This window comes from Paraburkholderia sp. RL17-373-BIF-A (assembly GCF_046030175.1).
Lineage (GTDB): Bacteria > Pseudomonadota > Gammaproteobacteria > Burkholderiales > Burkholderiaceae > Paraburkholderia.
In genome coordinates this window covers 219,772-245,923 of record NZ_JARESO010000008.1, presented here as the reverse complement: position 1 = coordinate 245,923, position 26,152 = coordinate 219,772, and the positions used below count along the sequence as shown (strand labels likewise).

Below are 26,152 nucleotides of genomic sequence, written 5' to 3'. Positions count from 1 at the left end.
CATCAACACATGACTCAACCCCATCAAGCTACCCTGCTCGTCGAGCTGCTGACCGAAGAACTGCCGCCGAAGGCGCTCGCGCGTCTCGGCGACGCCTTCGCCGAAGGCATTGCGCAGCGCCTCGCGGCGCGCGACCTGGTCGAAGGCGAACTGTCGTTCGAACGTTATGCCACGCCGCGCCGCCTCGCCGTCACGATCAAGAACGTGCGCGCGGTTGCGCCGGAAAGACACGTGCGCGAAAAGGTGCTGCCGGTTTCCGTCGCGCTGGATAAAGACGGCCAGCCCACCGCGCCGCTCGCCAAGAAACTCGCCGCGCTCGGCTTCCCCGATTTTTCGGTGAACGACCTGGAGCGCGCGCAGGACGGCAAGGCCGAAGCCTTCTTCCTGCGCTACGCCGCGCCCGGTGCCACGCTCGCCGACGGCCTGCAAAGCGCGCTCGACGAAACGCTCGCCAAGCTGCCGATCCCGAAGGTCATGACGTATCAGCGCCCGGACGGCACCAACGTTCAGTTCGTGCGTCCGGCGCATCGGCTGACCGCGCTGCATGGCGAACAGATCGTGCCGGTGAGCGCGCTCGGCATCGACGCCGACGACACCACGCTCGGCCATCGCTTCCTCTCCGAAGGTTTCGTGCAGATCCAACACGCGGACTCGTACGCCGAGACGCTGCTGCACAAAGCCCACGTGGTGGCGAATTTCGCCGACCGCAAGGCAACCATCCGCACGCATCTGCTCGCGCAAGCCGACGGCGACCAGGTGGTGATGCCGGAATCGCTGCTGGACGAAGTGACGTCGCTGGTCGAATGGCCGGTGGTCTACGCGTGCCGTTTCGAGGACGAATTCCTGCAAGTGCCGCAGGAATGCCTGATCCTCACCATGCAGACCAACCAGAAATACTTCGCGCTGACCGATGCGAACGGCAAGCTGCGCTCGCGCTTCCTGATCGTGTCGAACATCGAGACGTCCACGCCGGGCGATATCGTCGAAGGCAATGAACGCGTGGTGCGTCCGCGTCTGGCGGACGCGAAGTTCTTCTTCGAGCAGGACAAGAAGAAGCCGCTCGCGGACCGCGTGCCGCTGCTCGCGAACGTCGTGTATCACAACAAGCTGGGTTCGGCGCTGCAACGCGTGGAGCGCGTCGAAGCGCTGGCCGGCGCGATTGCCGGATTGATCGGCGCCGACGTGGTGCTCGCGAAGCGCGCCGCGCGTCTGGCCAAGGCCGACCTGATCACCGACATGGTCGGCGAATTCCCCGAGCTGCAAGGCACGATGGGCACGTACTACGCGCGCCACGACGGCGAGCCGGAAGAAGTCGCGCTCGCGTGCTCGGAGCACTATCAGCCGCGTTTCTCCGGCGACGCGTTGCCCACCACCGCGACCGGCACTGTCGTCGCACTGGCCGACAAGCTGGAAACGCTGGTCGGCATCTGGGGCATCGGCCTGCAACCCACGGGCGAGAAAGACCCGTTCGCGTTGCGCCGTCACGCGCTCGGCGTGTTGCGCATTCTCGTCGAGAAGCAACTGCCGATCGATCTGGTCGAACTGCTGCGTACCGCTTACGCGCAATTCGCCGCGGTGCCGAACGTCGCCGATTCGACGCAAGCCATTTACGATTTCAGCATGGACCGCCTGCGCGGTCTGCTGCGCGAGCGCGGCTATGCGCCGGGCGAAATCGACGCGGTGCTGGCGCTGAACCCCACGCGTCTGGACGACATCGTCGCGCGTCTGGATGCCGTGCGTGAATTCGCGTCGCTGGCGGAAGCGGCCTCGCTCGCGGCGGCCAACAAACGCATCTCGAACATCCTGAAGAAGTCGGAATGCGCGGCGACCGGCGGCGTGCAGGCCACGCTGCTCGTCGAAGCGGCGGAAAAAGCCTTGCATGCGCAACTCGAACAGGTCGCGCCGCGCGTGCAATCGCAACTGGCCGCACGCGACTACACGGGCGCGTTGACCGCGCTCGCCGCGTTGCGCGAACCGGTCGACACGTTCTTCAACGACGTGATGGTCAACGCCGAAGATCCGGCATTGCGCGCCAACCGTCTGGCCTTGCTCGGCGCACTGCATCAGCAGATGAACTGCGTCGCCGATATTTCCCGACTCGCCGCCTGAGCCCGCGCCATGCCAACCAAAAAAGTGGTGATCCTCGACCGCGACGGCGTGATCAACGTCGACTCCGACGCGTTCATCAAGTCGCCGGACGAATGGGTCGCATTGCCCGGTTCGCTCGAAGCCATTGCGCGTCTGAACCAGGCCGGCTATCGCGTGGCGATTGCGACCAACCAGTCGGGCATCGGCCGCGGCCTGTTCGACATGAACGCGCTCAACGCGATGCATCTGAAAATGCATCGCATGGCGGCAGCGGTCGGCGGGCGCATCGACGCGGTGTTCTTCTGCCCGCACACGGCGGAAGATCATTGCGAGTGCCGCAAGCCTAAGCCCGGCATGTTGAAGATGATCGCCGAGCGCTTCGAGGTCGACCCGGAACATACGCCGGTGGTCGGCGACGCCATGCGCGATCTGCAAGCAGGCGCGTCGCTCGGCCATCCGACTCATCTGGTGCTGACCGGCAAGGGCCGCAAAACACTTGCGGCCGGCGGCTTGCCCGAAGGCACGATCGTGCACGACGACCTGCGCGCATTCGCACTCGACTTCCTCGCCGACGCTCAAGAGTGACGCGCGCCACGCGCGTCCCCATCCCTCACTGACCACGCCGATGCGCTTCATCCGTTCTTTGCTTCTGCTGATCTACTTCGTTCTGTTCACGGTGCCGTACGCGACCGCATGCTTCATCGCATTCCCGTTCATGCGCGCCGACAATCGCTACTGGATGGCCGCCGGCTGGTGTCGCGCGACGCTGCATACGGTGCGTTGGCTCAACGGTATCCGCTACAACATCGAAGGCTTCGAGAACCTGCCCAACGGTCCCGCGGTGCTGCTCTCCAAGCATCAATCGGCATGGGAAACGCTGGCGTTTCCGGCGCTGATGCCGCGGCCGCTGTGCTACGTGTTCAAGCGCGAACTGCTGTACGTGCCGTTCTTCGGCTGGGCGCTCGGCATGCTGAAGATGGTTCACATCGATCGCAAGGAAGGCAAGTACGCGTTCGAATCGGTCATCAAGCAAGGCAACGCACGCATGGCGGAAGGCGCCTGGGTCATCATGTTTCCGGAAGGCACGCGCACGCCGACCGGCAAGCAAGGCAAGTACAAAACCGGCGGCGCGCGTTTCGCGACGGCCACCGGTGCGCCGGTCATACCGATCGCGCACAACGCAGGACGTGTGTGGCCTCGCAACTCGTTTCTCAAATATGCGGGTATAGTCACAGTGTCGATCGGCAAGCCGATCGACACGACGGGGCTCACGCCCGATGAAGTGAACACGCGCGTCGAACAGTGGATCGAAGCTGAAATGCGTCGCATCGATCCTACCGCGTACCGCGCGGCGGAAAGCAGTTCCGCCGCCGCACCAATCTGACGCGCCCACGCCCTCGAAGGCGTATTTGCGCGAAGCCGAATCCGATGCAGAAGTCTCCCACGCCACAGCCCGCTGCGGCGCTCGATAACCGGCAACTCGATCTCCCGCTCTTCGCCGAGCCGGGGTCGACGTCGTCGTCCCCTTCACCTTCCGCACCAACGCCTGGTGCTTCGCAGAGTTCGCCAGGCGGCCAGCAGCCAGCCGTGCCGCTTGCGCCGGATGGCAGCAAGTTGCGCAGCCTCGCGATCGGCTCACGCACGCTCCATTACGCGCTCAAGCGTTCGGCGCGCCGCTCGATCGGCTTTGCGATCGACAGTACCGGTCTGACGATCACCGCGCCGCGCTGGGTCACGCTCGCCGATATCGAAACCGCGATCACCGAAAAGCAGCGCTGGATTTTCACGAAGCTGATCGAGTGGCAGACGCGTGTCGAGCAGCGCGCGTTGCCGAAGGTCGACTGGAAAGACGGCGCCGAGGTGCCGTATCTCGGTCAGCCCGTGCGCGTGAAACTCGGCGCGCCGCAAGGTACGCTCGCGTTCAGCGCGGAAGATGCGGCGTTGCAAGTGCCGCTGCCCTTGCAGGCGGATCCGCAGCAGATCAAGGATCGCGTGCAAGGCTGGCTGCAGGGTGAAGCGAAGCGCTTGTTCGGCGAGCGCCTCGCGATTTACGCGGAGAAACTGGGCGTGAACTATCGCGCATACGCGCTCTCGTCAGCGGCGACGCGTTGGGGCAGTTGTTCGAGTGACGGCAAGATTCGCCTGAACTGGCGGTTGATTCACTTCCCGCTTTCCATCATCGATTACGTGGTCGCGCACGAGCTCGCGCACCTGCGTGAAATGAATCACAGCCCACGCTTCTGGCAAACAGTCGAATCGATCTTTCCGGAATTCCGCGAAGCGCGCCAGACGTTGAAGTCGCATCCGCCGGAATTGCTGCCGACGCTTTGAGGCCTTCCTCGCGCTTTGAATGAAACCGGCGCTTCAGTCTGAAGCGCCGGTTTGTCACGCACTGCCGCTCATTCCGAGCAGAAGGTTTCCTGCAGATGACGCCACGTCACCTTGCCATGTGCGTCGAGATCCATCACCGCCGTGGAGCGCCGCACGTTCGCGTTGCCGGCGTTGTCGCGCTGATACTCGCGATATTTCACCACCGCGCCTGACGGGTACTCAGCGACGATCTCCTTGTCGCGGATCGCGATTTGCGAGCCCGGACGCGCGCCGTGCAGCTTCGAGAAAATCTCGCGCAGGCCGGCATGATCCAGTGCGATGCCCGACGTCATGACCAGCGTGAATTGCGGTGCGAAGCGCGCCATGATTCGCTGCAGCGCGCCTTCGTCCGCGGAACCGTCGAACAGGGCTTCGATTTCGACGTGGATCTCGTCGAGTTCTTTGAAGTAGGGATTGATGTTATTCATTGTTTGATCTCGCCCTGCCGCCTGCCTTATTTCTTCTTCTGGATGAACTCGATCTTGTAGCCGTCCGGGTCCGTGACGAAAGCGATCACGGTCGTGCCGTGTTTCATCGGGCCGGCTTCGCGCACGACCGTACCGCCTTGTGCCTTGATTTTGTCACATGCGGCGTATGCATCTTCCACTTCCACGGCGAGGTGGCCGAAGCCGGTGCCGAGGTCGTAGGTGGGCGTGTCCCAGTTGTGGGTGAGTTCGAGCACGGTGCCATTGCGTTCATCTTCGTAACCGACGAATGCCAGCGTGAATTTGCCGTCCGGATAATCATCGCGGCGCAGCAGTTTCATGCCGAGCAGTTCGGTGTAGAAGGCGATCGAACGGTCCAGGTCGCCGACCCGGAGCATAGTGTGAAGAAGGCGCATTATGCACTCCCTGTTGCGTGGTAACGAGACCGTCAATGTACCCGGAATCCCGCGACGCTGCAGAGAGTGCCCTCTGTGAATCAGTACTCAGAATTGATGCCGCACGCCTGCCATCAAGCCGATCTGCGAGCCCTTCTGCGCGAGCCCGACGCTGTTGACCCCCTGCAGTTGCGCGCCGATCAGGTCGCCGCGGTACAGCGAATAATCGCCTTCCAGATAGACGTCCGTGCGGCGGGACAGGTTGTAGTCGGCGACCAGTTGGTACTGCCACGCGGAGCCGTCCTGCGCGGCGGTTTTGCCGTCCTGCAGCGTGCGCCAGACGTTCGCGGCGAAATGCCACTTGTTGCTGACCTGTTGCGTGATGCCGCCCATGATCATGCGGCGCCGCGCAAAGTCCGTGTACTTGAGCGCCGCCAGCACGGGCGCGGTGAACGGCCCGTTGGCGAAATTCGAAAAGCCCGGGTCGTTCTGATTGACGATGTAGCCGGCGGAAAAGCGCGTGAGGTTCCACGTATACGAGCCGCCGAACGTCCATGTCTTCGCGGCCGCGCCGTTGACCGAATCTTTCGACACTTCGTACGCGCCGCCGACGCTGAACGGACCGCCTACCGGCTTATAAGCCGCGGCCGCGCCGATCTGACTGCCATAGGAATTGCCCGCGTTGCCACCGAACGCGTAGCCGGCCGCGAACGTGAAGCCGTTGTATCTCGCCTGATATTGCACCTGGTTGCTGGTCCAGATGCCGCCCGTCATTGTGATTTCAGGTTGAAAACTGAAGTCGTACGGGATCCAGGAATTGCTGCCGTAGCCAGCCACCGTGACGCCTTCGATCACGACGTTGTATTGACGGCCGAGAATGATCTGGCCGTACGAATCCGAACGCACGCCGACCTGCGCTTCATTGAAGAACGGCAGCGTGGGATCGCTTTGCCCGGTGTTGATATAGATGCGGTTTTCGAGTTTGAAGAAGGTAGACCAGCCGCCGCCGAGATCCTCGACGCCCTTCAGCCCCCAGCGGCTTTGCGTCATGCCGCCGGTGCCGAGTCCGATCGACGAATCGCCCGCCTTGTTGACGTGAGTCAGATAGCGCACGCTTTCGTCGACCACGCCGTACAGCGTCACGCTGGATTGCGCGTGCGCCATCTGACACCCCAACGACGCCAATGCCGCGGGCACCGCGGCCGCTGCCCACCTGCCTACGTTCTTCATGCCTTCTCCTCGTACAGGCTCCGCATCGCGCGGATAGTTTGTGCCTTGAATGTCCTGACGAAACGTTTGTGGCTGAACCTTATCGCGAAACGGCACCCGTGCGAAATTAGTCTGAAGCAGGTGTTGTTAAGTCAGCAAAAACGCTTGCCGGCTTGCTTTCGGCCCGTAAGAAGCACGCGTAGGCGGTGGGGTCATCGGCGGGCGGCTCGGGCAGGTTTGATATCGTACGGGCTGTTCCCGACTCGACCCACCCCATGAGCACCTCCGCCCTGCCCGCACGCCGCACCCCGGATAGCTTCGCCATCCTGTTGATGATCGGCCTGTGCGCGATCTGGGGTCTCCAGCAAGTCGCGATCAAGAGCACCAACGCGACGCTGCCGCCGGTCTTTCAGGCGGGCGTGCGTTCGGCGATTGCGGCGGTACTGGTATGGGGCTGGGCGCGCTCACGCGGCACGCCGCTCTTTCGCGACGACGGCACCCTGGGCGCCGGCCTGCTCGCGGGCGTGCTGTTCGCGGGCGAGTTCGTGTGCATTTTTCTCGGCCTGACGCTAACCAGCGCGTCGCGCATGGCGGTCTTTCTGTACACCGCGCCGTGCTTCACGGCGCTCGGGCTGCACTGGTTCGTCGATGGCGAGCGCATGCGGCGGATTCAGTGGCTCGGTATCGTCGTGGCGTTCGCGGGTATGTCGCTCGCCTTCGCGGACGGCTTCCTGCACGGCCACGCCGCGCGCGGTTCGGTGCTCACGGGTGTTGTGGGCGACGCGCTCGGTGTGTTGGCCGGCGTCGCGTGGGCCGCGACCACCGTGGTGGTGCGCGCCACGCGCCTCGCTCAATCGAGCGCCAGCAAGACGTTGTTCTATCAACTGACGGTCTCGGCCGTGGTACTCCTCGCGCTTGCGCTCGGTCTCGGCCAGGCGCATGTGGCCACCGTCACGCCGCTGGCCGTGGTGAGCCTCGCGTATCAGGCGGTGATCGTGGCGTTCGTCAGCTATCTGGTGTGGTTCTGGCTGCTGACGCGCTATATCGCGTCGCGCCTGTCGGTGTTCTCGTTCCTCACGCCGCTGTTCGGCGTGACCTTCGGCGTGCTGCTGCTCGGCGAATCGTTCAGCCTGCGCTTTCTGATGGCCGCGGTGCTGGTGTTGACCGGCATTGCGCTGGTCAACGCACCGGCGAAGCGGGTGACGATCTAGAGCCTCGGCCCGTCAAAGCCCAAGCCCCAAGACTTAGGCTTTGGCCGCCACGATCTGCGCCACGCGCACGTACTCTGCCACCGGCACATCTTCGGCGCGACGTTGCAGGTCGAAGCCGAGCGCCTCGAAATCCACCGAATCGCGATACGCAGCGAGCGTGTTGCGCAACATCTTGCGACGCTGCGAGAACGCGGCCGTCACCACTTCGCCGAGCACGCGCTCGTCCACCGGCGCCAGTTCATGCCGCTCGTATGGGATCATCCGCACGATCGCCGAATCGACTTTCGGCGGCGGGTTGAACGCGTCGGGCGGCACGTCGAGTTGCTTGTCGATCACATAGCGATATTGCAGCATCACCGAAAGACGGCTGAACGCCTTGGTGCCCGGCTCCGCCACCATCCGCTCGACCACTTCGTTCTGCAACATAAAGTGCTGATCGATCACGCGATGCGCGAACGACGTCAGATGAAACAGCAGCGGGCTCGAAATGTTGTACGGCAGATTGCCGACAATGCGCAGCGACGCCTTGTCGCCGGGTGCGGCCAGCGAGCCGAAGTCGAACGCGAGCGCGTCGCCCGCATGCAGTTCGAGCAGGCCGCCGAATTTTGTCTTCAGACGGCCGATCAGATCGCGATCCAGTTCGACGGCGTGCAAGGGCGCTTCCGGCGTCGCCAGACGCTCGATCAGCGGTTCGGTGAGCGCGCCGAGGCCCGGCCCGATCTCGACCATACGCTCGCCGCGTTGCGGCCGGATGACATCGACGATCGAATCGATCACGCCCATGTCGACCAGAAAATTCTGACCGAAACGCTTGCGCGCGATATGACCCTGGTGCCGGCCCTGTTGCTGTCTGCTGGTGGACATCGAAGAAACGCTAAGAAAGAGAACTGCTTAAGAAAAGGAACCTGCTGAGCGGCGCGCGCTTGCTCGACGCGCTCGCCATGCCGCATACATAGCTAGCGGCAGGATACCAGCGAGACGCCGCGCACAGGCCGCGCGACAGCGCCGAATCAGCCCGCGCGGCGGTGCTGCGCCATCGACACCGCCGTCTCGATCGCGGCGATCAGACTGCCCGCGTCGGCGCGGCCCGTGCCGGCCAGATCGAGCGCGGTGCCGTGATCGACCGAGGTGCGGATGATCGGCAAACCGAGCGTGACATTGATGCCTTCGCCGAACGTGGCGTACTTCAACACCGGCAGGCCTTGGTCGTGGAACATGGCCAGCACGCAGTCGGCCTCATCCAGATAGCGCGGCTGGAACAGCGTGTCGGCCGGATACGGACCGCGCGCGTCGATGCCTTGAGCGTCCGCGAGGTTCAGCGCCGGCGTGATGACCTCGATTTCCTCGCGGCCCAGATAACCGTTTTCGCCCGCGTGCGGGTTCAGCCCTGTCACGAGGATGCGCGGCGCAGGCAAACCGAAGTGGTGCCGCAAATCGTGATCGATGATGCGCAGCGTCTCGACAATGCCTTCGATCGAAAGCGCGGCGGAGACATCCTTGAGCGGCAGATGCGTGGTCGCCAGTGCGACGCGCAACGGACGCTTGCCGGTGCCGGCCAGCATCATCACCACGCGCGGCGTGTGCGTGCGCTCGGCCAGATATTCGGTGTGGCCGGTGAAGGGCACGCCGGCATCGTTGATGGTGCTCTTTTGCAGCGGCGCGGTGACGATCGCGTCGAACGTGCCGGCTAGCGCTCCATCGATCGCGCTGTCGAGCAGATCGAGCACGTAGCGGCCGTTGGCCGCGTTGAGCTTGCCCGCGACGGCAGGCGCCTCGAGCGGCCGGTGTTGCAAGCGCACGCGCTTGCCATCCGCCACCAGTGCGCTCCAATCGACACCCACGGCACGCGCGCGTTCGGCGAGCAGGTCCGCGTCGCCCAACACGGTGAACTGCGCGTGGGGCCAATGCGCCGCCGCGCCCGCCAGTGCCTGCGCCGTCAATTCGGGGCCCACGCCGGCGGGCTCGCCGGTCGTGATCGCGATCTGCAACGGTGGGCGGGCGGACTGGGCGGCGCTTGTCATGACAGTTATTGCATGCTCGACTGAGTGGGCTTCACTTCCACGTACGCAGTATCGCGCAGTTCGCGCAACCAGTCGGCGTAAGCCTGTTCCGCCTTGCGCTGACCGATGGCCTGGCGCGCCAGATCCATCTGCTGCGAGACCGAACCTTCGGATTCGCGGCGGCCCAGCACCTGAATCAGGTGGTAGCCGTACTCGCTGCGAACCGGGTCGCTGATCTGGCCGTCCTGCAGGCTGTTCATGGCGCGCTCGAATTCCGGCACCGTCTCGCCCGGGCTGATCCAGCCGAGGTCACCGCCTTGCGACGACGAACCGTCTTGCGAGTAAGTGTGCGCGAATTTCGAGAAGTCGCCGCCCGAAGCGATTTCGCTCTTGATTTCGAGCAGCTTCTGACGCGCTTGCGGTTCCGACATGCCGTCGCCGACGCGCAGCAGAATGTGACGCACGTGCGTTTGCACGAGCTTCGGCGCATCCGAGCTGGCGCCCTGACCCGCGCGGCGATCGACCAGACGCACGATTTCGAAGCCGTCGTTGGTGCGGATCAGATCCGGATTGACTTCGCCTGGACGCATTGTCGAAGCGGCCTTGACGAATTCAGGCGGCAGCTTGGACGGTGAAGCGAAACCGGTATCGCCGCCTTTCGATGCATCCGGCGCCTGCGAATTGGACTTCGCCAGTTTTTCGAAGTTGGCGCCGCCCTTGGCTTCGGCGAGCAATGCCTGCGCCTTCTGCTGCGCCGCTTCGATATCCGTCTCCGACGCGTTCAGCGGCGCCTTGATGAAAATGTGCTGCAGATGCAGATCGCTCGTCAGGCCGGCGTTCGGGCCACGCTGACTGGCGATGTAGTTCGCGACTTCGGCGTCCGACACCGTGACCTTGCTGTCCACTTCCTTCTCGCGCAGACGCGAGAGCGTCAGTTCGGTACGCGCGTCGCTGGTGAACGTGCTCCAGGGCACGCCTTGCGCCTCGATGCGCGAGCGATACACGTCGAGCGACAGGTTGTTCGCCGCGGCAAGCCGTTCGAGCGTTTTTTGCACGGTGGCGTCGTCGATGTTGATGCCGTCTTCCTTGGCCTTTTGCAACTGGATGCGTTCCAGCACCATCTGGTTGAGCACCTGCTGGCGCAACTGGTCCATCGGCGGGACCGGCGCGTTCTGCTGGTTCAGGCGGCGGGTGATCAGGCTCATGCGTTCGTCGAGCTCGCGCCGCGTGATGACACCGTTGTTGACCACTGCGGCAATGGTGTCGACCGTCTGGCCGCTACTGCCGCCCAGCGCCTGCGCCTGCACCGGCGCAACCGACAGGAAAGACGCCGCGGCGGCAATACCGGCCGCAAGCGTTGCCAAGCGAAGCTTTTTCATGATTGCCACAGATACTCCAATGATGTCGGGCGCGCTTGGCCCGTCTTTTCGCACTTTATAAATGATGCGCCATTCGTCAAACGATGCGTCATTCGTAGTTGGTGAACCGCGACTCCGGCGGCGGCGGCGGCGGCAACGGCGTATAGCCCGCCACGCTGGCGCGGAATGCGGTCATCAGCCCGTTGTCGACGCTCGACAAGCCCTTGAACGTCAACTGCGCGAGGAACCGCGTGCTCGACTGATTCTGCCCCGAGGTGTTCAGACCGTTCGCGTAGCGCTGGATCCCGGCCCCGAGCGTCCAGCAGTCGGCGTCGTACTGCAGGCCGACCAGACCGTCGACGATCCGGTGGCCGCCCAGGTCGTAATTGAACCGGCCCACGCCGTACACCCGGTGCGTGAGCGGCCACTGGCCCGAAATCAGCACCTGATTGATCGGCTGGTTGTCCAGCGTGGTGTTCGCGCGCGTGTAGCGGTACGCGACGTTGATCACCTTGCCGGTGGCCGGACTGAACCCGAAGCCGACGCTCGTCTTCACCAACTGGTTGTTGTCGGCATTATATTGGAACGCCGTTTCCGAAGCGAAACCGGCGCCGAGCTTGAACGACGCCCCGGCGATCAGGTCCGAATGCGTGGCCTGCGCGCTGGTCTGGGTAGGCTGCAGCGTGACGCGCTGGTCCTGGAAGTAATACTGCTGCGCGATCACGAATCGCGCCCGTTCGTCGCCCGTTGCCGCGTTGATGAAGCGCGTGGTGAGAGCAGCCGTCAGACGGTTCGCGTCGGCGATCCGGTCGTTGCCGACGAAGGTGTTCGGCGTGAAGATTTCCGCCAGCCCGAAGTCGGAGTCGGCGGTGTCGAACAGCGGCGCGGATTCCTGATTGCGGAACGGCGTGTACACGTAGTACAGGCGCGGCTCGAGCGTCTGGATGTAATCCTCGCCGAAGATCCGCACCGAACGGTCGAAGATCAGGCCCGTGTCGAACGACAGCGTCGGGATCGATTCGGTGAAATTCTTCGGCGTGCCGACCGGCACGTCGTCGCCGATATTGCGCAGGTTGTACGACGCAAAGTGCCACTGCACCTTCGGCGTGACGAAGTAACCCGGCCCGACTACCGAATACGAAATGTACGGGTTGAACATCACCCGCTGACCTTCGGTCATGTCCGCGGTAGTGATGCGGAAATTCGTGTAGTCGGCTTCCGCCCCGAAGTCGAAGCCGCCGACGTTGTACTTCGCGTACTTCACGTTCAACTGCGGCTCGCGGCCGTACGGCGCGACCGACGGCGTCAGCGTCTGCCAGTGCTGCTCGCGCGCGAGCACCGACCACGGGCCATTGTTGTAGGTCAACCCGGCTTCCTGTTGATACAGGAGCTGGGTGCCGTTCATGAACTGATTGACCGACGACGACAAATCTTCCGGATACGTGTTGTCCGAAACCTTGTTGTAGTAGATGTAGCCGCCGAACCCGTTGCCGAAGTTCTGGTTGTGCTGGATGTACAGCGCGTAGCGGTTGGTCTTGGTCAGGTGGTCGTCCGGCAGGAACTCGCCGGTGATCGAGCCGGAATACGTGGGCGACAGGTAACGGAAGGACGCCTGCGTCTGCACACCGCGCTTCGAGATCAGACGCGGCGTGAGCGTCAGATCGCGATTCGGCGCGATGTTGAAGTAATACGGCACCGACAGTTCGAAGCCGTTCGACGAACTCAGCGAGAACGTGGGCGGCAGAATCCCGCTGCGCCGCTCGCCCGAGAGCGGGAACGACAGCCAGGGCGAGGCGAACACCGGCACGCCCTGGAAGAACAGCACGCCGTTGTAGGCGACACCTTCGTCCGCGCCGGTGTCGAAATCGAACTCGCTGCCCTTGATGTACCAGGCCGGATCGTCCGCGCACGCGCAGGCCGTGTAGGTGCCCTTCGTGAAGACCGAGCGCTCGTTGTCGAGCAGGTCGACGCGCTCCGCGCTGCCCGAGCCGCCCGTCACGTTGAAGTGGTACTTCGGCGCGGTCATGAAGCCTTCGCTCGAATCCACGCGCATGTGCGCTTCCGGGCCGACGAACGAATTGCCGTTGTTGACTACGTGGACCTGGCCGTACGCGTCGGCCATATCCGTATCCTGGTCGTAATGCAGCGCGTCGGCCTTGATCACGACCGTATTGCGCCGCACCTCGGCCGAGCCCTTCGCGGCCATGTCCTGGTCAGTGGTGCCGGTGGTCGTGTCGCCGAGCACGAACGTGGCCGGTTTCTGGCCCTGCTGCAACGGACGTTCTTCCAGCTGCGGGGCAAGCTGCATGCCCCAGGGCGCGTCGATAGGTTGCGGCTGCGCGGCTTCCCCCACCAACTGGGCGTGCGCAAGCGCGGGCATCAGGCCCGGAACGGCGATCAACGCCGCGACGAGCCGCCTTTTGCGCGGCACAACAGCACAAGAGGGAGTCGTTTGGGAAAGCTGTCTAGGCGGCATGTATCGTTTGGCGAATCGGCTCGTCCGTCAGCATCTGCAGTCACGGTCCACCGCCTGCACACCCCGACCGTGACAGTCGGCTGCACATCAATATTTACAATCTGTCGAACGATGAGGCGGGCGGTAAAGCGGAATACGCGAAAGCTGGCGTGAGCCGCGTCAAAAAAGTCGTGGGGTATTATATGGCAAGACGTTGCCCCTCTGAATTTGCCGCCGGTTTTCATGACGCTGCCCCCATCCCAAGACTCCACCGATACCCGTCTCGAACTGCTCAAAGCCTGGCTGAAAGGCCACGTGGCGCGCTATGCGCTCGAGCTCGACACACTTGTCCCGGCTTCGTCCGACGCCAGTTTTCGCCGCTATTTCCGCTTGGCCGGTAAGGCGGCGGAAGGCGAAAGCAGCGGCACGCTGATCGCCGTCGATGCCCCGCCGCCCGAAAAGTGCCGCGAATTCGTGCAGGTCGCGCAGTTGCTCGCGGCCGCCGACGTGCACGTGCCGCGCGTGCTGGAGGTCGATTTCGAGGCCGGCTTCATGCTCGTCACCGATCTGGGCACGGCTTCGTACCTCGGCGCGCTGACCGAAGCGCAAAACGCGGACGACCCGCGCCGCGCCCGTGCGCTGATGCGCGACGCGCTCGACGCGCTGATCCGCTGGCAACTCACCTCGCGCGAAGACGTGCTGCCGCCGTTCGACGAAGCCTTCCTGCGCCGCGAGATGGAGTTGATGCCGGAGTGGTTCCTCAGCCGGCATCTGGGCCGCGGGACGGACGAAAAAGCGGACGAAAAGGTACGCGGCGTGCTCGATCGCACGTTCGCGCTGCTGATCGCGAGCGCCCGCGCGCAGCCGCAGGTGTTCATGCTGCGGGACTTCATGCCACGCAATCTGATGATCGCCGCCGAGCCGAACCCGGTGAACCCGGGCGTGCTGGACTTCCAGGACGCGGTGTACGGTCCGATCACCTACGACGTCGCCTCGCTGTTGCGCGATGCGTTCCTGAGCTGGGACGAAGAGTTCGAGCTGGATTGCTTCGTGTACTACTGGGAGCGGGCGAAAAAAGCCGGCCTGCCGGTCGATCCTGATTTCGGCGAGTTCTATCGCCAGATCGAATGGATGGGTCTGCAACGGCACATCAAGGTGCTGGGGCTCTTTTGCCGGATCAACTATCGCGACGGCAAACCGCACTACATGAAGGATCTGCCGCGTTTCATCGGCTATGCGCGCAAGGTTGCCGAGCGCTATGCACCGCTGCGTCCGTTCGCGAAGCTCCTCGACGATCTCGAGGGCCGCGCGAACGAAGTCGGCTACACCTTCTGACCGATGACGATGTCCCTGAAGAAAGCGATGATTTTCGCCGCGGGCCGCGGCGAGCGCATGCGTCCGTTGACCGACACATGCCCCAAGCCTTTACTCGACGTGGGCGGCAAGCCGCTGATCGTGTGGCAGATCGAGCGGCTCGCGCTTGCGGGCTTTCGAACCATTGTGATCAACCACGCGTGGCTCGGCGAGCAGATCGAAGCCACGCTTGGCGACGGCTCGCGCTGGCAAGTCCAGTTGCGCTACTCGGCCGAGAACGAGGCGCTGGAGACCGCGGGCGGCATCGTGCAGGCGTTGCCGCTGCTGGAGGATGACGGCGCGAGCGAAGTGTTCGTCGCGGTCAGCGGCGACGTGTATGCCGACTTCGATTACGCCACGCTGAATGTGCACGCCGAAAGATTGCGGGCCTTGCGCGAGCCGGGCATGCATCTGGTGATGGTGCCGAACCCGGCGTTTCATCCGAATGGCGACTTCGGTCTGGTTGACGGCGCGCTCTCGCTCGACGCCCGACCACGGTTCACGTTCGGCAACATCGGGCTATACGACACGCGCATGTTCCGCGATCTGCCGCGCGGCACGCGGCGCGCGCTCACGCCGTATTACCGCGACACGATCGGACGCGGTCTCGCGAGCGGCGAGTTGTATGAGGGCTTGTGGGAGAACGTCGGCACGCCGGCGCAGTTGGGCGAGCTCGATCAGCGTTTGCGCACGCGTTGAGCGCGACGCGTTCGGCGCCGGAATTTCGCATCACGCTGCATTGCCGAACGACAACGCAAAAAACCACCGCACAAGTTTTATTGCCCACCCTCTCCCGCACCCACTGCTTCCACCGCCTCCGGCGCCTCGGCCGCGCGCTGCTGCTGCAAGGCCCACATCTGCGCGAACAGGCCGTTCGCGCGCAGCAGTTCCGCATGCGTGCCGCGCTCGATGATCCGCCCGTTGTCCATCACGATGATCTGCTGCGCGTGCACCACCGTCGAAAGCCGGTGCGCGATGATCAGCGTCGTGCGCTCGCGGGCGATCTGATCGAGCTCATGCTGAATCGCGCGCTCGGAACGTGAATCGAGCGCGGAGGTCGCTTCGTCGAATAGCAGGATCGGCGGATTCTTGAGGATGGTCCGCGCAATCGCCACGCGTTGCTTTTCGCCGCCGGACAACTTCAGGCCACGTTCGCCGACCGGCGTTTCATAGCCCTTCGGCAAGCCTTCGATGAACTCGTGAATATGCGCCGCGCGCGCCGCCGCAATCACTTCCTCGCGCGTTGCCGAGGGACGGCCGTAGGCGATGTTGTAGTAGATCGAATCGTTGAACAGCACCGTATCCTGCGGCACGATGCCGATCGACGCGCGCAACGAATCCTGCGTGACGTCACGAATATCCTGACCGTCGATGGTGATCGCGCCGCCCATCGCGCGGTCAAGATCGTAGAAGCGGAACATCAGCCGCGCGAGGGTCGATTTGCCCGAACCGCTATGGCCGACCACTGCGGTGGTGGTGCCCGCCGGAATCGTGAAGCTCACGTCGTGCAGAATCTGGCGCGCCGGTTCGTACGCGAAGTTCACGCGCTCGAAGCGCACCTGCGCGCCGTTCACGCGCAGCGCGGGCGCACCCTCCAGGTCGGGCACTTCCCGCGCGGCGCCGAGCAGCGTGAACATGCGGTCCATGTCGGTGAGGCTTTGCTTCAACTCGCGATACACCACGCCGAGAAAATTCAGCGGAATATAAAGCTGCAGCATGAAAGTGTTGATCAGCACCAGATCGCCGAGCGTGAGACGCCCGGCCATCACGCCTTGCGTGGCGCGCCACAGAATGAACACGAGCCCCGTGCCGATAATCGCCTGCTGCCCGAAGTTCAGCGCCGACAGCGAGCGCTGCGACTTGATCGCCGCCGTGCGATAGCGCTTGAGGTTTTCGTCGTAACGGCTCGCTTCCCACTCTTCGTTGCCGAAGTATTTGACTGTCTCGTAGTTCAGCAGCGAATCGATCGCGCGTGAATTCGCCTTCGAATCGAGATCGTTCATGGTGCGGCGAAAATGCGTGCGCCACTCCGTGACCTTCACCGTGAACACGATGTACACGGCGAGCGCAATGAACGTGACCACCGCGTAATACGCCTCGTACTTGACGACGAAAAAGCCGAGCACGAGCCCGACTTCGACGAGCGTCGGCAGAATGCTGTAAAGCGAGTACGAGATCAACTGCGTGATGCCGCGCGTGCCGCGCTCGATGTCGCGCGACATGCCGCCCGTCTGCCGTTCGAGGTGAAAGCGCAACGACAGCGCATGCAGATGGCGGAACACTTTCAGCGCGAGTTGGCGCACCGCGCTTTCGGTCACCTTCGAAAACAGAATCTCGCGCAGTTCGGTGAACAGCGACGTGGACAGCCGCACCACCGCATACGCGACCACCAGCAGGCCGACGCCGCCCAGTAACACGATGGCCGGCGAATCGTGAGCACGGCCGAGCGCGGTGAGATGCTGCACCGAGGCGAGGCTGTCGACGATCCGCTTCATCACGATCGGCACGCCGAGATTGGCGACCTTCGCGCCGATCAGGCAGCTCAGCGCGAAACCGACCCGCCATTTATACGTGGCGAGATACGGCAGCAGCGACAGGATCGTCTGCCAGTCGTTGCGCGGCTGGGTGGAGATCGGCGAGGGTTCGGACGAGGGCGTGCGGCGCATGGAGATCGGCTGGGGAGAGTGTGGAGATGCCGGAGTTCGCAGCGACGCGGCGACCGCGGCATGCCCGGCGAGGCACACTGCTTGTTGTCGCGCGACCTCGCTGGGCGCTTTCCCGTACAATTCCTGATCTTTCTATTGTCGCAGAAGCCGGCTGGCGCCGCTTTTCATGGGTTGGCCCGCCGTGGGTGGCACGTTGGCCGCGCGGTGCGTGCCGTACCGTTGTCGTGAAATGCCCCGCCTGCCGGTCGAGCCGACCGAGCCAACACGTTTCTCAAGGGTGCCCCGATGACCGATATTCTTCAACTCCCGCAAAAGCACTGCGCGCTGCGCGTGGTGCCGCAGCCCTCGGACGCGAACGTCCACGGCGACGTGTTCGGCGGCTGGATCATGGCGCAAGTGGACATTGCCGGCTCGATTCCGGCAAGCCGCCGCGCCAACGGGCGGGTGGCGACCATCGCGGTCAATTCGTTCGTGTTCAAGCAGCCGGTGTTCGTGGGCGATCTACTGAGCTTTTACGCGGACATCGTCAAGACGGGCAATACGTCAGTCACGGTGGCGGTCGAGGTCTACGCGCAGCGCATGAGCCTCACCGAAGATCTCGTGAAGGTCACCGAAGCCACGCTGACCTATGTCGCCACCGATAGCGACCGGCGCCCGCGCGCGTTGCCGCTGCTGGATTGAGCGGGTCGCGGTAAAAAAACGAGGCGCCGCGGCGCCTCGGTTTCTTCAGGCTTGGTATAAGGTCACTGGCTCGCCGCCGCGCCAATCCCCGCCTTCTTCTGCGCGTTCTGAATGTCGTTCGGATAATTCGGATCGTTGCGCGACGGCTGATAGCCGTTGCTCTCCAGCTGTTTCAACTCGGCGTTTTTCTTCGCCCGCGCCTCCTTGCGTGCGGCCTTGCGCTGAGCCTTGGTGCTCGGAGCCGCCTTCGATGCGGCCGACGGAATGGCCGCGTCGGAATCGCTGCCCGCCGGACCGCCACCGCCGCCGCTTTGCGCGAACGCCGGCGCGGCGCAAGCCACGCTCAGTACAACCGATGCCAGCAACACAGACAGTTTCTTTGCAGGTGACGACGTCATTGTTCTCTCCAGTCGGATCAGTCGGATTGGCGGATAGTCGACGGCGAAACGCCCATGACCTGGTGCGAGCAGCGAAAATCGGGCGCAACGCCGCGTGAATCGGTGCTTCGTGGTTCCCAGCGCAGTCTGAGTTGGGAATCACGAATATAGCCGACCGAAACGCCCGCGCAAATCGATTACGCGCACGATTCCAGGCTAACCCGCACGATTCGAGACCGCAGGCGCGCCGTTGCTGCGCAGATAAGCGTCGACCTGCCCTTCGATCCACTGCGCGAAATGCGCCTGCGAGGCATTGAGCATTTCGCGTTGCTGCCAGACCAGCCAGTAGGGATAACGGTACGGCACGCGGATATCGGTGATTTGCACCAGCTCGCCACGCGCCAGCGCATAAGCGACCAGGCTGCGCCTTTCGAGCGCGACGCCCTGGCCTTGCAGCACGGCGCCGATCACGATATTCGAGTCGTTCGCCGACAGCACCACGGCTCCCTCGGCCGGCTCCGTCACCTGAGCTGCCTGACACCAGTCATGCCACGGCGTATCGGGACTCGACAGCAGCGGACAGGCCAGCACGTCCTCGGCGGTGACGGGCAAGCGGCCATGCGGCGCCAGTGCGAAATGCGGAGCGGCGACCACCACCATCTCGTCGTCGAACAACTTCTGTTGCGCGACGTCGGGCCAATGCCCCTGTCCCATGCGGATGCCGATGTCGCTCGCGCCCTGGCGAAAATCTTCGACCTGCAAGCTCGTCTGCAAGCGGATCCGGTAGTACGGATGCGCGTCGCGAAAACTGGCGAGGCGCGGCACGAGCCAATGCTGAGCGAACGAAGGCAAGGTGGTGATCACCAGTTCGCTTTCATGTGGGCGCGCCTGTGCACGGCGTGTCGCATGGGTGATGTCGCGCAGCGCCATGCGGATGTCGAGCGCGTAGAGCCGTCCTTCCTCGGTCAGCCGCAGCCCGCGCGCCTCACGCATGAAGAGCGCGACGCCCATCGAATCTTCCAGCACCTTGATCTGCTGGCTCACCGCCGAGTGCGTGACATGCAACTCGCGCGCGGCCTGCGTGACGCCGCCCAGGCGAGCGACGGCCTCGAAGCAACGCAGTGCGGTCAAGGGCGGGATCGGCTTCATGTAAGAAATTCTGACCTAAATCGTCGTTAATTGTCGCTTTTTTTGCAGTGCGGAGATGCTTAATCTATCGGTTCGATGCGTCCGGCCCCATGTAGGCAGGGGAACCACGGCAACAGCGGGCTCGGGCGTGCCATGATAGATGTTCTAACGGGAATGAGATGAAACTGATCGGAATGCTGGATTCGCCGTACGTACGCCGGGTCGCTATCTGCCTCAAATTGCTGAAGCTCGACTTCGAGCACGAGTCGATCTCGGTGTTCAGCACCTACGACCAGTTCGCGAGAATCAACCCTGTCGTCAAGGCGCCCACGCTGATCGCCGACAACGGCCAGACCGTGATGGACTCGACGGTGATTCTCCAGTACCTCGCCACGCTCGCCGGGCCGAACCAGCGGCTGTTGCCGACGCGGCCCGACGCCGCCTTGCGCGCCGCCCGCCTCACGGGCCTCGCGCTCGCCGCGTGCGAGAAGAGTGTGCAGATCGTCTACGAACGCAATCTGCGGCCGGCGGAGAAGCAGCATGAGCCGTGGGTGGATCGCGTGAGCACGCAGTTGTTCGCCGCTTACGCCGAACTCGAACGCGAGTTCGCGGCCGCGGCGCTGCCGATCGAGGCGGAGCAGTTTGATGCGGCCGACGTCACCGTGGCGGTCGCCTGGCACTTCACGCAGATGATGCTGCCGGGGATGGTCAGCAAGACGGAGCATCCCTTCCTGCAGTCGTTCTCCGAACTGGCGGAAGGTCTGCCGGTTTTCCTGGACACACCGGCAGAGTAAGCGCCGCGGCGCGAGCGCTCAAACCGTCGCCAACTCGCGCCCCACGCCGCCTTGCAGCAACTCGGAAATCGCGTCCGTCGACAACGGCTTCGCGAAGTAGAACCCTTGCATCTCGTCGCACGCGCGCTCTTTCAGGAAGTCGAGTTGCGCGGACGTCTCCACGCCTTCGGCGATCACCTGCAACTTCAGCGAATGCGCGAGCGCGATGATCGCCGAGGTGATCGTCTCGTCGTCGCCCGACACGCCGATGTCGGAGACGAACGAGCGGTCGATCTTCAGCCGATCCACCGGGAAGCGCTTCAGATAGCTGAGGCTCGAATAGCCGGTGCCGAAGTCGTCGATGGCGAGGCCGATGCCGAGCGCATGCAGTTCGTTGAGCATCGACACCGCTTCTTCGGCATTGCGCATGATGGTGCTTTCGGTCAATTCGAGTTCGAGGTACTGCGGCTCGAGGCCGGTCTCGGCCAGCACCTGCATGACCAGCTTGGCGATATCGCGTTGCTGGAACACCCGCGCTGACAGATTCACCGAGACCCGCGCCGGCGGCAAACCCTCGTCCTGCCAGGCCTTGTTCTGGCGGCACGCCTCGCGCAGCACCCACTCCGAGAGCGGCCCGATCAGCCCGCTTTCTTCCGCGACCGGAATGAACGACGACGGCGGCACCAGCCCGACTTCCGGATCGCGCCAGCGCACCAGCGCCTCGGTGCCGACGATCTGTCCGCTCTCGATATCCACTTGCGGCTGGTAGTGCAACAGGAATTCGTTGTCGCGCAAAGCACGGCGCAAACGCCGCTCGAGATTCAGGCGCGCGCCCGCGCTCGCGTTCATCTCCGGCTGATAGAACTGGAACGTGTTGCGGCCCATGTCCTTCGCGCGATACATCGCGAGGTCGGCCTTCTTCATCAGCGTTTCGGCGTCCTCGCCGTCTTGCGGGAACAGGCTCGCGCCCATACTGCAGCCGACATACAGCTCGGTGCCGTCGAGCCACACCGGCTCGGAGATCGACGCGCGCACGCGCTCCATCCACGCGATCAGCGACTGTTCGTCGACGGTGTCGGTCATCACGATCACGAACTCGTCGCCGCCGTGCCGAGCCACCGTGTCGCTGGTACGCGTGCAGCGCGCGAGACGCTCGGCGACCACGCTCAGCAGACGATCGCCGACACTGTGGCCGAGGCTGTCGTTGACGTTCTTGAAGCCGTCCAGATCGATGAACACGACTGCGACGCCCTTGTGATGCCGTTGCGCGACGATCAACGCATGCTGCAAGCGGTCGCGCAGCAAATTGCGGTTCGGCAGGCGCGTGAGGCTATCGTAGTTGGCCTGGTATTCGAGCTGTTCCTGATAACGCATCAGATCGGTCACGTCGTTGATCACGCCGATGTGATGCGTGATCACCCCCTCCTGATTCGGCACCGGCGCGATGAAAAGCTGATTCCAGAACAAGGCGCCGTCCTTGCGATAGTTGCGCACCACCGCGCTGACTTCGCGGTTCGCCGCGAGCGCCTGACGGATCAGCGCGACGCCTTCCTGCTCGCGGTCGTCGCGCTGCAGAACGCGGCAATCGTGGCCGATCACCTCGGCGGGGTCATAGCCGGTAATGCGCATGAACGCCGGATTCACGTACTCGATCAGATTGCCGGTCGGCGACGGCGCGGTGATCAGAATCGCGTTGACGCTGGCATCGAGCGCGCGGCTTTGCAGACGCAAGGCAAGATCGGCACGCTTACGCTCGGTGATGTCCGTGTAGGAACCGAGCACGCCGATCACGCGGCCGTCGCCGTCGGTGAACGGCAGCTTGCTCGTGACCGTGGTGCGATGCACGCCGTCGATCACCAGATCGACTTCGAAGTTCATCTTCGGCACGCCGGTGCTCACCACTTCCTTGTCGTGGTCGTTCAGCAGCGTCGAGAAGTCGCGCCACGGCATGTCGGCGTCGCTCTTGCCCACCACCTGCTCGGGATATGCGAGCCCTGCATCGCGCGCGAACGCCATGTTGCAGCCGAGATAGCGCGACTCCATGTCCTTCCAGAAAATGCGCTGCGGAATATTGTCGATCACCGCTTCGAGCATCTGGTTCGAACGGTGCGCTTCGGCTTCGGCGTTGATCTGGTCGGTGACGTCGTCGGCCAGCACGAAGAACGCGGCGCGGCCCATGAAGTTCAGCGCGTGATACGAAATGTCGGCGCTGATCGTCGAGCCGTCCTTGCGCCGGTGATGCCAGATGCCCGCCATGGTGCGGCCGTGCTGGCCCGCGTCGCTGCGCTGCATATGCGATTCGAGACGCGAGATTTCGCCGTTCGGCCGGATCGTGCGAATCGTCATGCCGAGAAATTCGCTTTCGGTGTAGCCGTATTGCTGGATCGCGGCCGCGTTGACGGCGAGAAAACGCAGCGTCTCGCGATCGAAGATGTACATCGGCACCGGATGGTCGTCGAACAGGCCGCGAAAGCGTTCGTCGTGGCGGCCGAGCGCGCGCACGGTGCGCAGCTTCTCGCGCGCGCTGTTTTCGCGGGCGCCGAACGTGAAGATCAGCAGCACGCTGCCACCCAGCATGGTCACGATCAGCAGGAACATGGCCCGCTGCGTTTCGCTCGCCGAGGCCGCGAGCGACGCCTGCAAGGCGCGGCTCTCCGCGCCGCGCAGTGCCGCGAGGCCGTCTTCGACGCGATCCAGGCCGAGCCCGAGATGGGTGTAAGTCGAGGCCGCCCACGCACGCGAGGCGTCCGGCACGGCATTGCCGCTCTGGAGTAGCGCGTCGTCGATGTCGTGTTGCAACGCGTGGCTGTCCGCGCTCAGCTTCGCGAGTGCGTCGAGCATGGCGGGCTCGCCGGCCAGTTCACGGCGCAGATCGCGCTCCAGACCCGCGAGCGTGGTCGCCATGGCGGTGGCTGCGCCAGCCGGCGCCGCCTCGCCCGACGCCTCGAAGCGGCCGAGCGCGGCAAGGCCGCCGTCAAGCACCGCCCGGTAGGCGTCGAGATCCTCGCGCACGCTCGTCGAACGCAGCATGCGCGCGTCAGCGTCGCGTTGGCCGCAAATCTGCGTATAAGCGACGAACGCGTTCGCGCCGATCGCCGCGGCAACGACCGCCAGGTTGATCAGCAGCCGCTTCGATAAAAAAGGAGTCATGGGTTCCGAACGTCAATCGTTCTGCGGGCGGGAGCGCGCGGTCGCTTTCGATGCGTCGGGCCGCATCGATACGAGACTCTTTACGCGCCAACCCATGGATAACGGCAGAGTTCGGAACAGATTGAGGGTAGCGAGTGAAAAAAACTGGCGGGTCGCGCCTAGCCGGCCGCACCTAGCCGGCGGCGCCTAGCCGGCCGCGCCGAATTCCTTCATGGCCGGGACGAAGTCGTGATTGGCCTCCGGCTTGCGCGACAGCTTGGCGAGCACGTAGCGCTTGAACGGCTCCAGTTCGGCCCACTGGGCGACGCCCGGCGCGGCGAGACCGGCCAGTTGCGCCTGATGCGCGATGCCATCCGGCACGCTGTCCGTGCGGCGCCAGGCGGGCGCGTCCTCGGGCGTGAACCACTCCGGCTCGATGTTCGCGTGGGTACGCAGCATTTCGAACAGGGCATGATCGAAATTCGGCTCGATTTCCGCGTCTTCCTCGACCGGGAAACGCGCCAGCAGCTTGCGGTCTTCGAGCGGCAGCGTTTGCCATTGATCGAGCGAGATGCGCAGCCCGAACCGGTCGAGATTGAAGCGTACCGACATCGGGATGTAGGTGAAATTCTCCGAAGACTCGACCTCGAAGTTGAACAGAAGCGGTGCTTCGTTGAGTCCCATGACAATGTCCCTCGTGGATGGCGGGCAACACGCAAGCCCAGCTTGGGGTATTTTAGAACCTTATTCGCGCGACGGCGGCATGGCCGGCGGCAACATACCGGGCCGCCGACCGCCCACACGCGCGCAGCATGGCAAAGGAGTGAACTAGCTTGAACGAACTGGAAACAGCCGGGCAGCCGGGCGCCGTGGAGCGCCAGGTGCGCCGGCATCGCGGCGCGGCGGTCGAAACCGTCACCGACCACGTCGGTCAGGAGTGGCCGGTCGCGCTCGTCTTCAACGGCATTTCGCACGCGGTGATGATGTGCACGCCGCGCGATCTGGAGGCGTTCGCGGTCGGATTCGCGATTTCGGAAGGGATCGTGGGGCGCGGCAGCGACATTCAGGACATCGAGGTCGAGCTGCATGATGACGGCGAATTGCCGCATGCCGAAGTGCAGTTACAGGTGGTGCAGCAGGCGTTCGTCGCGCTGAAGGAAAAGCGCCGCGCGCTCGCCGGGCGCACCGGCTGTGGCGTGTGCGGCATCGAAAGCATCGATCTGCTGGATCTGGAACCGGAGCGTGTGCCGGACACCGGTTTTCTGCAACGGCTCGCGCCGGACGCGATCGCGCGCGCCGCCCGCGAATTACCCGAGCATCAGGCGCTGACGCGGCTGACCGGCGGCCTGCACGCCGCCGCGTGGTGCGACGCGGCGGGCGCGATCCGCTATGCGTTCGAAGACGTCGGCCGCCACAATGCGCTCGATAAGCTGATCGGCCAGCTCGTGCTCGATCGCGTCGATACCAGGGAAGGCTTTGTGTTTCTGTCGAGCCGCGCCAGCTACGAGCTGGTGCGCAAGGCCGCGCGCGTCGACGTGCCGATGGTCGCCACGATCTCGGCGCCGTCGTCGCTGGCGATTGCGATTGCCCGCAAGGCGGGCGTGCGGCTGGTGAGCTTCTGCCGCGAGAAAAGCTACGTCGACTACGATACGTTGCAGCCGGCGCAGCCTTGAGCGGTTGAAGCGGCTGCATACCTGAGCGCCCGACGCGCTCAGGCACGGCACTCAGTCGAATTGCCGGAAGTCCGGCTTGCGCTTCTCGAAGAACGCCTTGAACGCCTCGCGTGCTTCGGGCGCGAGCAGCATCTTGCCGAAATGCACGGCTTCTTCGGACATCTGTGTTTGCAGTTCCTGATGGCTCGCGCGCTTCATCAAGCTCTTGGTCACGCGCAGCGACGAAGCCGGCAACGCAGCCAGCTTCGCGACTTGCGAAGCAGCGAACGCGTCGACTTCGGCCGCGGGCAGCAGGCGATTCACGAAACCCATGCGCTGCGCTTCGGCGGCGTCGAATGCTTCGCCGAGCAGCAGTTTCTCCGCCGCCGCCTGGTAGCCGGCCACGCGCTGCAACAGCAGGCTCGACGCCGCTTCCGGACAGAGGCCGAGTTGCGTGAACGGCAGCGAGAAGCTCGCGGTGTCGGCCGCGTAGACCAGGTCGCAATGCAGCAACAAGGTCGTGCCGATGCCGACCGCCGGCCCCGCCACCGACGCCACCACCGGCTGCTCCGCCGAGCTGATCGCGCGCAGGAACTGGAACACCGGCGCGTTTTCGCCCATCGGCGGCGTCTTCATGAAGTCTTCGAGATCGTTGCCGGCGCTGAAAATACCCGCGCTGCCGCGAATCAGGATGGCGCGCACGGACGCGTCGCCTTGCGCTTCGACCAGCGCGTCGGCCATCGTCTGGTACATCGCGGCCGTAATCGCGTTTTTCCTGTCGGGCCGGTTGAAGGCAATCGTCAGCACGCCGTTGGCGCGCTCGACCAGGATATCCATCGTCATCTCCTCGTACTCCTGCTGAAAATGTAAAAACGGTTCGCA

General features: G+C 64.0%; 23 protein-coding genes. 10 read left to right on the top strand and 13 right to left on the bottom strand.

What is annotated here, in order from left to right; translation table 11 throughout:
- Positions 1–9 precede the first annotated feature (9 nt).
- Genes glyS through P0D80_RS13015 form a run of 4 tightly spaced genes read left to right on the top strand, consistent with a single transcriptional unit; the run spans position 10 to position 4,419 of the window.
- Complete coding sequence (glyS, locus tag P0D80_RS13030; protein WP_408284278.1) at positions 10–2,109, top strand: glycine--tRNA ligase subunit beta; 2,100 nt, start codon at positions 10–12, stop codon at positions 2,107–2,109.
- Between the two features lie 9 nt (positions 2,110–2,118).
- Entirely contained in the window at positions 2,119–2,673 is a 555-nt protein-coding gene (gene gmhB / locus P0D80_RS13025) for a D-glycero-beta-D-manno-heptose 1,7-bisphosphate 7-phosphatase (RefSeq protein WP_132376042.1), read from the top strand.
- A gap of 40 nt (positions 2,674–2,713) precedes the next feature.
- On the top strand, positions 2,714–3,472 hold the full coding sequence (locus tag P0D80_RS13020; protein WP_408284275.1) for a lysophospholipid acyltransferase family protein: 759 nt from the start codon (positions 2,714–2,716) through the stop codon (positions 3,470–3,472).
- Positions 3,473–3,516: 44 nt separating this feature from the next.
- Positions 3,517–4,419 carry a M48 family metallopeptidase gene (locus P0D80_RS13015; RefSeq protein ID WP_132376044.1) on the top strand — a complete coding sequence of 301 codons (903 nt, stop codon included), beginning with the start codon at positions 3,517–3,519 and terminating at the stop codon, positions 4,417–4,419.
- Positions 4,420–4,487: 68 nt separating this feature from the next.
- Here P0D80_RS13015 and P0D80_RS13010 read toward each other — a convergent pair whose 3' ends face one another.
- From P0D80_RS13010 to P0D80_RS13000, 3 genes are all read right to left on the bottom strand, one after another.
- Entirely contained in the window at positions 4,488–4,886 is a 399-nt protein-coding gene (locus P0D80_RS13010; RefSeq protein ID WP_132376045.1) for a hypothetical protein, read from the bottom strand.
- Between the two features lie 26 nt (positions 4,887–4,912).
- Positions 4,913–5,299: a lactoylglutathione lyase gene (gene gloA / locus P0D80_RS13005; protein ID WP_132376046.1), complete on the bottom strand. Its 387-nt coding sequence runs from the start codon at positions 5,297–5,299 to the stop codon at positions 4,913–4,915.
- A gap of 87 nt (positions 5,300–5,386) precedes the next feature.
- Complete coding sequence (locus tag P0D80_RS13000) at positions 5,387–6,508, bottom strand: porin (RefSeq protein WP_132376047.1); 1,122 nt, start codon at positions 6,506–6,508, stop codon at positions 5,387–5,389.
- 254 nt (positions 6,509–6,762) lie between these two features.
- Here P0D80_RS13000 and P0D80_RS12995 point away from each other — a divergent pair, with 254 nt between their 5' ends.
- Positions 6,763–7,698: a DMT family transporter gene (locus P0D80_RS12995; RefSeq protein WP_408178331.1), complete on the top strand. Its 936-nt coding sequence runs from the start codon at positions 6,763–6,765 to the stop codon at positions 7,696–7,698.
- A gap of 33 nt (positions 7,699–7,731) precedes the next feature.
- On the opposite strand, the gene rsmA is transcribed toward P0D80_RS12995, so the two are convergent.
- The 4 genes from rsmA to P0D80_RS12975 all read right to left on the bottom strand — a co-directional run bounded on the left by rsmA (position 7,732) and on the right by P0D80_RS12975 (position 13,532).
- Positions 7,732–8,562 (bottom strand): 16S rRNA (adenine(1518)-N(6)/adenine(1519)-N(6))-dimethyltransferase RsmA, encoded by an 831-nt coding sequence (gene rsmA / locus P0D80_RS12990; protein WP_408178330.1) that lies wholly within the window; start codon positions 8,560–8,562, stop codon positions 7,732–7,734.
- A 146-nt stretch (positions 8,563–8,708) separates the two neighbouring features.
- On the bottom strand, positions 8,709–9,719 hold the full coding sequence (gene pdxA, locus P0D80_RS12985) for a 4-hydroxythreonine-4-phosphate dehydrogenase PdxA (RefSeq protein WP_408178329.1): 1,011 nt from the start codon (positions 9,717–9,719) through the stop codon (positions 8,709–8,711).
- Positions 9,720–9,724: 5 nt separating this feature from the next.
- Positions 9,725–11,086: a peptidylprolyl isomerase gene (locus tag P0D80_RS12980; RefSeq protein WP_132376051.1), complete on the bottom strand. Its 1,362-nt coding sequence runs from the start codon at positions 11,084–11,086 to the stop codon at positions 9,725–9,727.
- 79 nt (positions 11,087–11,165) lie between these two features.
- On the bottom strand, positions 11,166–13,532 hold the full coding sequence (locus tag P0D80_RS12975) for an LPS-assembly protein LptD (RefSeq protein WP_132376052.1): 2,367 nt from the start codon (positions 13,530–13,532) through the stop codon (positions 11,166–11,168).
- Positions 13,533–13,754: 222 nt separating this feature from the next.
- Here P0D80_RS12975 and P0D80_RS12970 point away from each other — a divergent pair, with 222 nt between their 5' ends.
- Together P0D80_RS12970 and murU are read left to right on the top strand one after the other, a co-directional pair.
- Entirely contained in the window at positions 13,755–14,846 is a 1,092-nt protein-coding gene (locus tag P0D80_RS12970) for an aminoglycoside phosphotransferase family protein (protein ID WP_408284267.1), read from the top strand.
- Between the two features lie 3 nt (positions 14,847–14,849).
- On the top strand, positions 14,850–15,563 hold the full coding sequence (gene murU / locus P0D80_RS12965) for an N-acetylmuramate alpha-1-phosphate uridylyltransferase MurU (RefSeq protein WP_408178327.1): 714 nt from the start codon (positions 14,850–14,852) through the stop codon (positions 15,561–15,563).
- A 77-nt stretch (positions 15,564–15,640) separates the two neighbouring features.
- On the opposite strand, the gene P0D80_RS12960 is transcribed toward murU, so the two are convergent.
- Entirely contained in the window at positions 15,641–17,530 is a 1,890-nt protein-coding gene (locus P0D80_RS12960) for an ABCB family ABC transporter ATP-binding protein/permease (protein ID WP_408284261.1), read from the bottom strand.
- Positions 17,531–17,815: 285 nt separating this feature from the next.
- Between P0D80_RS12960 and P0D80_RS12955 the strand changes: the two genes are divergently transcribed.
- Positions 17,816–18,211, top strand: a complete 396-nt coding sequence (locus tag P0D80_RS12955) for an acyl-CoA thioesterase (protein WP_132376056.1) — start codon at positions 17,816–17,818, stop codon at positions 18,209–18,211.
- Between the two features lie 62 nt (positions 18,212–18,273).
- Here P0D80_RS12955 and P0D80_RS12950 read toward each other — a convergent pair whose 3' ends face one another.
- On the bottom strand, positions 18,274–18,609 hold the full coding sequence (locus tag P0D80_RS12950; protein ID WP_408178325.1) for a DUF4148 domain-containing protein: 336 nt from the start codon (positions 18,607–18,609) through the stop codon (positions 18,274–18,276).
- A gap of 195 nt (positions 18,610–18,804) precedes the next feature.
- Entirely contained in the window at positions 18,805–19,737 is a 933-nt protein-coding gene (locus P0D80_RS12945; protein WP_408284257.1) for a LysR substrate-binding domain-containing protein, read from the bottom strand.
- Between the two features lie 158 nt (positions 19,738–19,895).
- Here P0D80_RS12945 and P0D80_RS12940 point away from each other — a divergent pair, with 158 nt between their 5' ends.
- Positions 19,896–20,510, top strand: coding sequence for a glutathione S-transferase (locus P0D80_RS12940; protein ID WP_408178323.1), 615 nt, complete (start codon positions 19,896–19,898; stop codon positions 20,508–20,510).
- An 18-nt stretch (positions 20,511–20,528) separates the two neighbouring features.
- Here the strand turns inward: P0D80_RS12940 and P0D80_RS12935 are convergent, their stop codons facing one another.
- A complete protein-coding gene (locus tag P0D80_RS12935) occupies positions 20,529–23,639 on the bottom strand; it encodes a sensor domain-containing protein (protein ID WP_342960135.1) in 3,111 nt (1,036 codons plus the stop codon).
- A 186-nt stretch (positions 23,640–23,825) separates the two neighbouring features.
- Positions 23,826–24,302, bottom strand: a complete 477-nt coding sequence (locus tag P0D80_RS12930) for a nitrate reductase associated protein (RefSeq protein ID WP_132376060.1) — start codon at positions 24,300–24,302, stop codon at positions 23,826–23,828.
- Between the two features lie 149 nt (positions 24,303–24,451).
- On the opposite strand from P0D80_RS12930, the gene fdhD reads away from it, so the two are divergent.
- Positions 24,452–25,291 (top strand): formate dehydrogenase accessory sulfurtransferase FdhD, encoded by an 840-nt coding sequence (fdhD, locus tag P0D80_RS12925; RefSeq protein WP_132376061.1) that lies wholly within the window; start codon positions 24,452–24,454, stop codon positions 25,289–25,291.
- Positions 25,292–25,342: 51 nt separating this feature from the next.
- On the opposite strand, the gene P0D80_RS12920 is transcribed toward fdhD, so the two are convergent.
- A complete protein-coding gene (locus P0D80_RS12920; RefSeq protein WP_408284252.1) occupies positions 25,343–26,113 on the bottom strand; it encodes an enoyl-CoA hydratase in 771 nt (256 codons plus the stop codon).
- Positions 26,114–26,152 lie beyond the last annotated feature (39 nt).

Excerpts from the sequence above, each read along its gene's own strand:
- murU (WP_408178327.1), top strand. The coding sequence starts at position 14,850 with ATGACGATGTCCCTGAAGAAAGCGATGATTTTCGCCGCGGGCCGCGGC.
- P0D80_RS12960 (WP_408284261.1), bottom strand. The coding sequence starts at position 17,530 with ATGCGCCGCACGCCCTCGTCCGAACCCTCGCCGATCTCCACCCAGCCG.
- P0D80_RS13015 (WP_132376044.1), top strand. The coding sequence starts at position 3,517 with ATGCAGAAGTCTCCCACGCCACAGCCCGCTGCGGCGCTCGATAACCGG.
- P0D80_RS12950 (WP_408178325.1), bottom strand. The coding sequence starts at position 18,609 with ATGACGTCGTCACCTGCAAAGAAACTGTCTGTGTTGCTGGCATCGGTT.
- gloA (WP_132376046.1), bottom strand. The coding sequence starts at position 5,299 with ATGCGCCTTCTTCACACTATGCTCCGGGTCGGCGACCTGGACCGTTCG.
- pdxA (WP_408178329.1), bottom strand. The coding sequence starts at position 9,719 with ATGACAAGCGCCGCCCAGTCCGCCCGCCCACCGTTGCAGATCGCGATC.
- P0D80_RS12930 (WP_132376060.1), bottom strand. The coding sequence starts at position 24,302 with ATGGGACTCAACGAAGCACCGCTTCTGTTCAACTTCGAGGTCGAGTCT.
- P0D80_RS12995 (WP_408178331.1), top strand. The coding sequence starts at position 6,763 with ATGAGCACCTCCGCCCTGCCCGCACGCCGCACCCCGGATAGCTTCGCC.
- P0D80_RS12970 (WP_408284267.1), top strand. The coding sequence starts at position 13,755 with ATGACGCTGCCCCCATCCCAAGACTCCACCGATACCCGTCTCGAACTG.
- glyS (WP_408284278.1), top strand. The coding sequence starts at position 10 with ATGACTCAACCCCATCAAGCTACCCTGCTCGTCGAGCTGCTGACCGAA.
- P0D80_RS12940 (WP_408178323.1), top strand. The coding sequence starts at position 19,896 with ATGAAACTGATCGGAATGCTGGATTCGCCGTACGTACGCCGGGTCGCT.
- P0D80_RS13010 (WP_132376045.1), bottom strand. The coding sequence starts at position 4,886 with ATGAATAACATCAATCCCTACTTCAAAGAACTCGACGAGATCCACGTC.
- P0D80_RS12975 (WP_132376052.1), bottom strand. The coding sequence starts at position 13,532 with ATGCCGCCTAGACAGCTTTCCCAAACGACTCCCTCTTGTGCTGTTGTG.
- P0D80_RS13000 (WP_132376047.1), bottom strand. The coding sequence starts at position 6,508 with ATGAAGAACGTAGGCAGGTGGGCAGCGGCCGCGGTGCCCGCGGCATTG.
- P0D80_RS12955 (WP_132376056.1), top strand. The coding sequence starts at position 17,816 with ATGACCGATATTCTTCAACTCCCGCAAAAGCACTGCGCGCTGCGCGTG.
- P0D80_RS13020 (WP_408284275.1), top strand. The coding sequence starts at position 2,714 with ATGCGCTTCATCCGTTCTTTGCTTCTGCTGATCTACTTCGTTCTGTTC.
- P0D80_RS12945 (WP_408284257.1), bottom strand. The coding sequence starts at position 19,737 with ATGAAGCCGATCCCGCCCTTGACCGCACTGCGTTGCTTCGAGGCCGTC.
- rsmA (WP_408178330.1), bottom strand. The coding sequence starts at position 8,562 with ATGTCCACCAGCAGACAGCAACAGGGCCGGCACCAGGGTCATATCGCG.
- P0D80_RS12920 (WP_408284252.1), bottom strand. The coding sequence starts at position 26,113 with ATGACGATGGATATCCTGGTCGAGCGCGCCAACGGCGTGCTGACGATT.
- gmhB (WP_132376042.1), top strand. The coding sequence starts at position 2,119 with ATGCCAACCAAAAAAGTGGTGATCCTCGACCGCGACGGCGTGATCAAC.
- P0D80_RS12935 (WP_342960135.1), bottom strand. The coding sequence starts at position 23,639 with ATGACTCCTTTTTTATCGAAGCGGCTGCTGATCAACCTGGCGGTCGTT.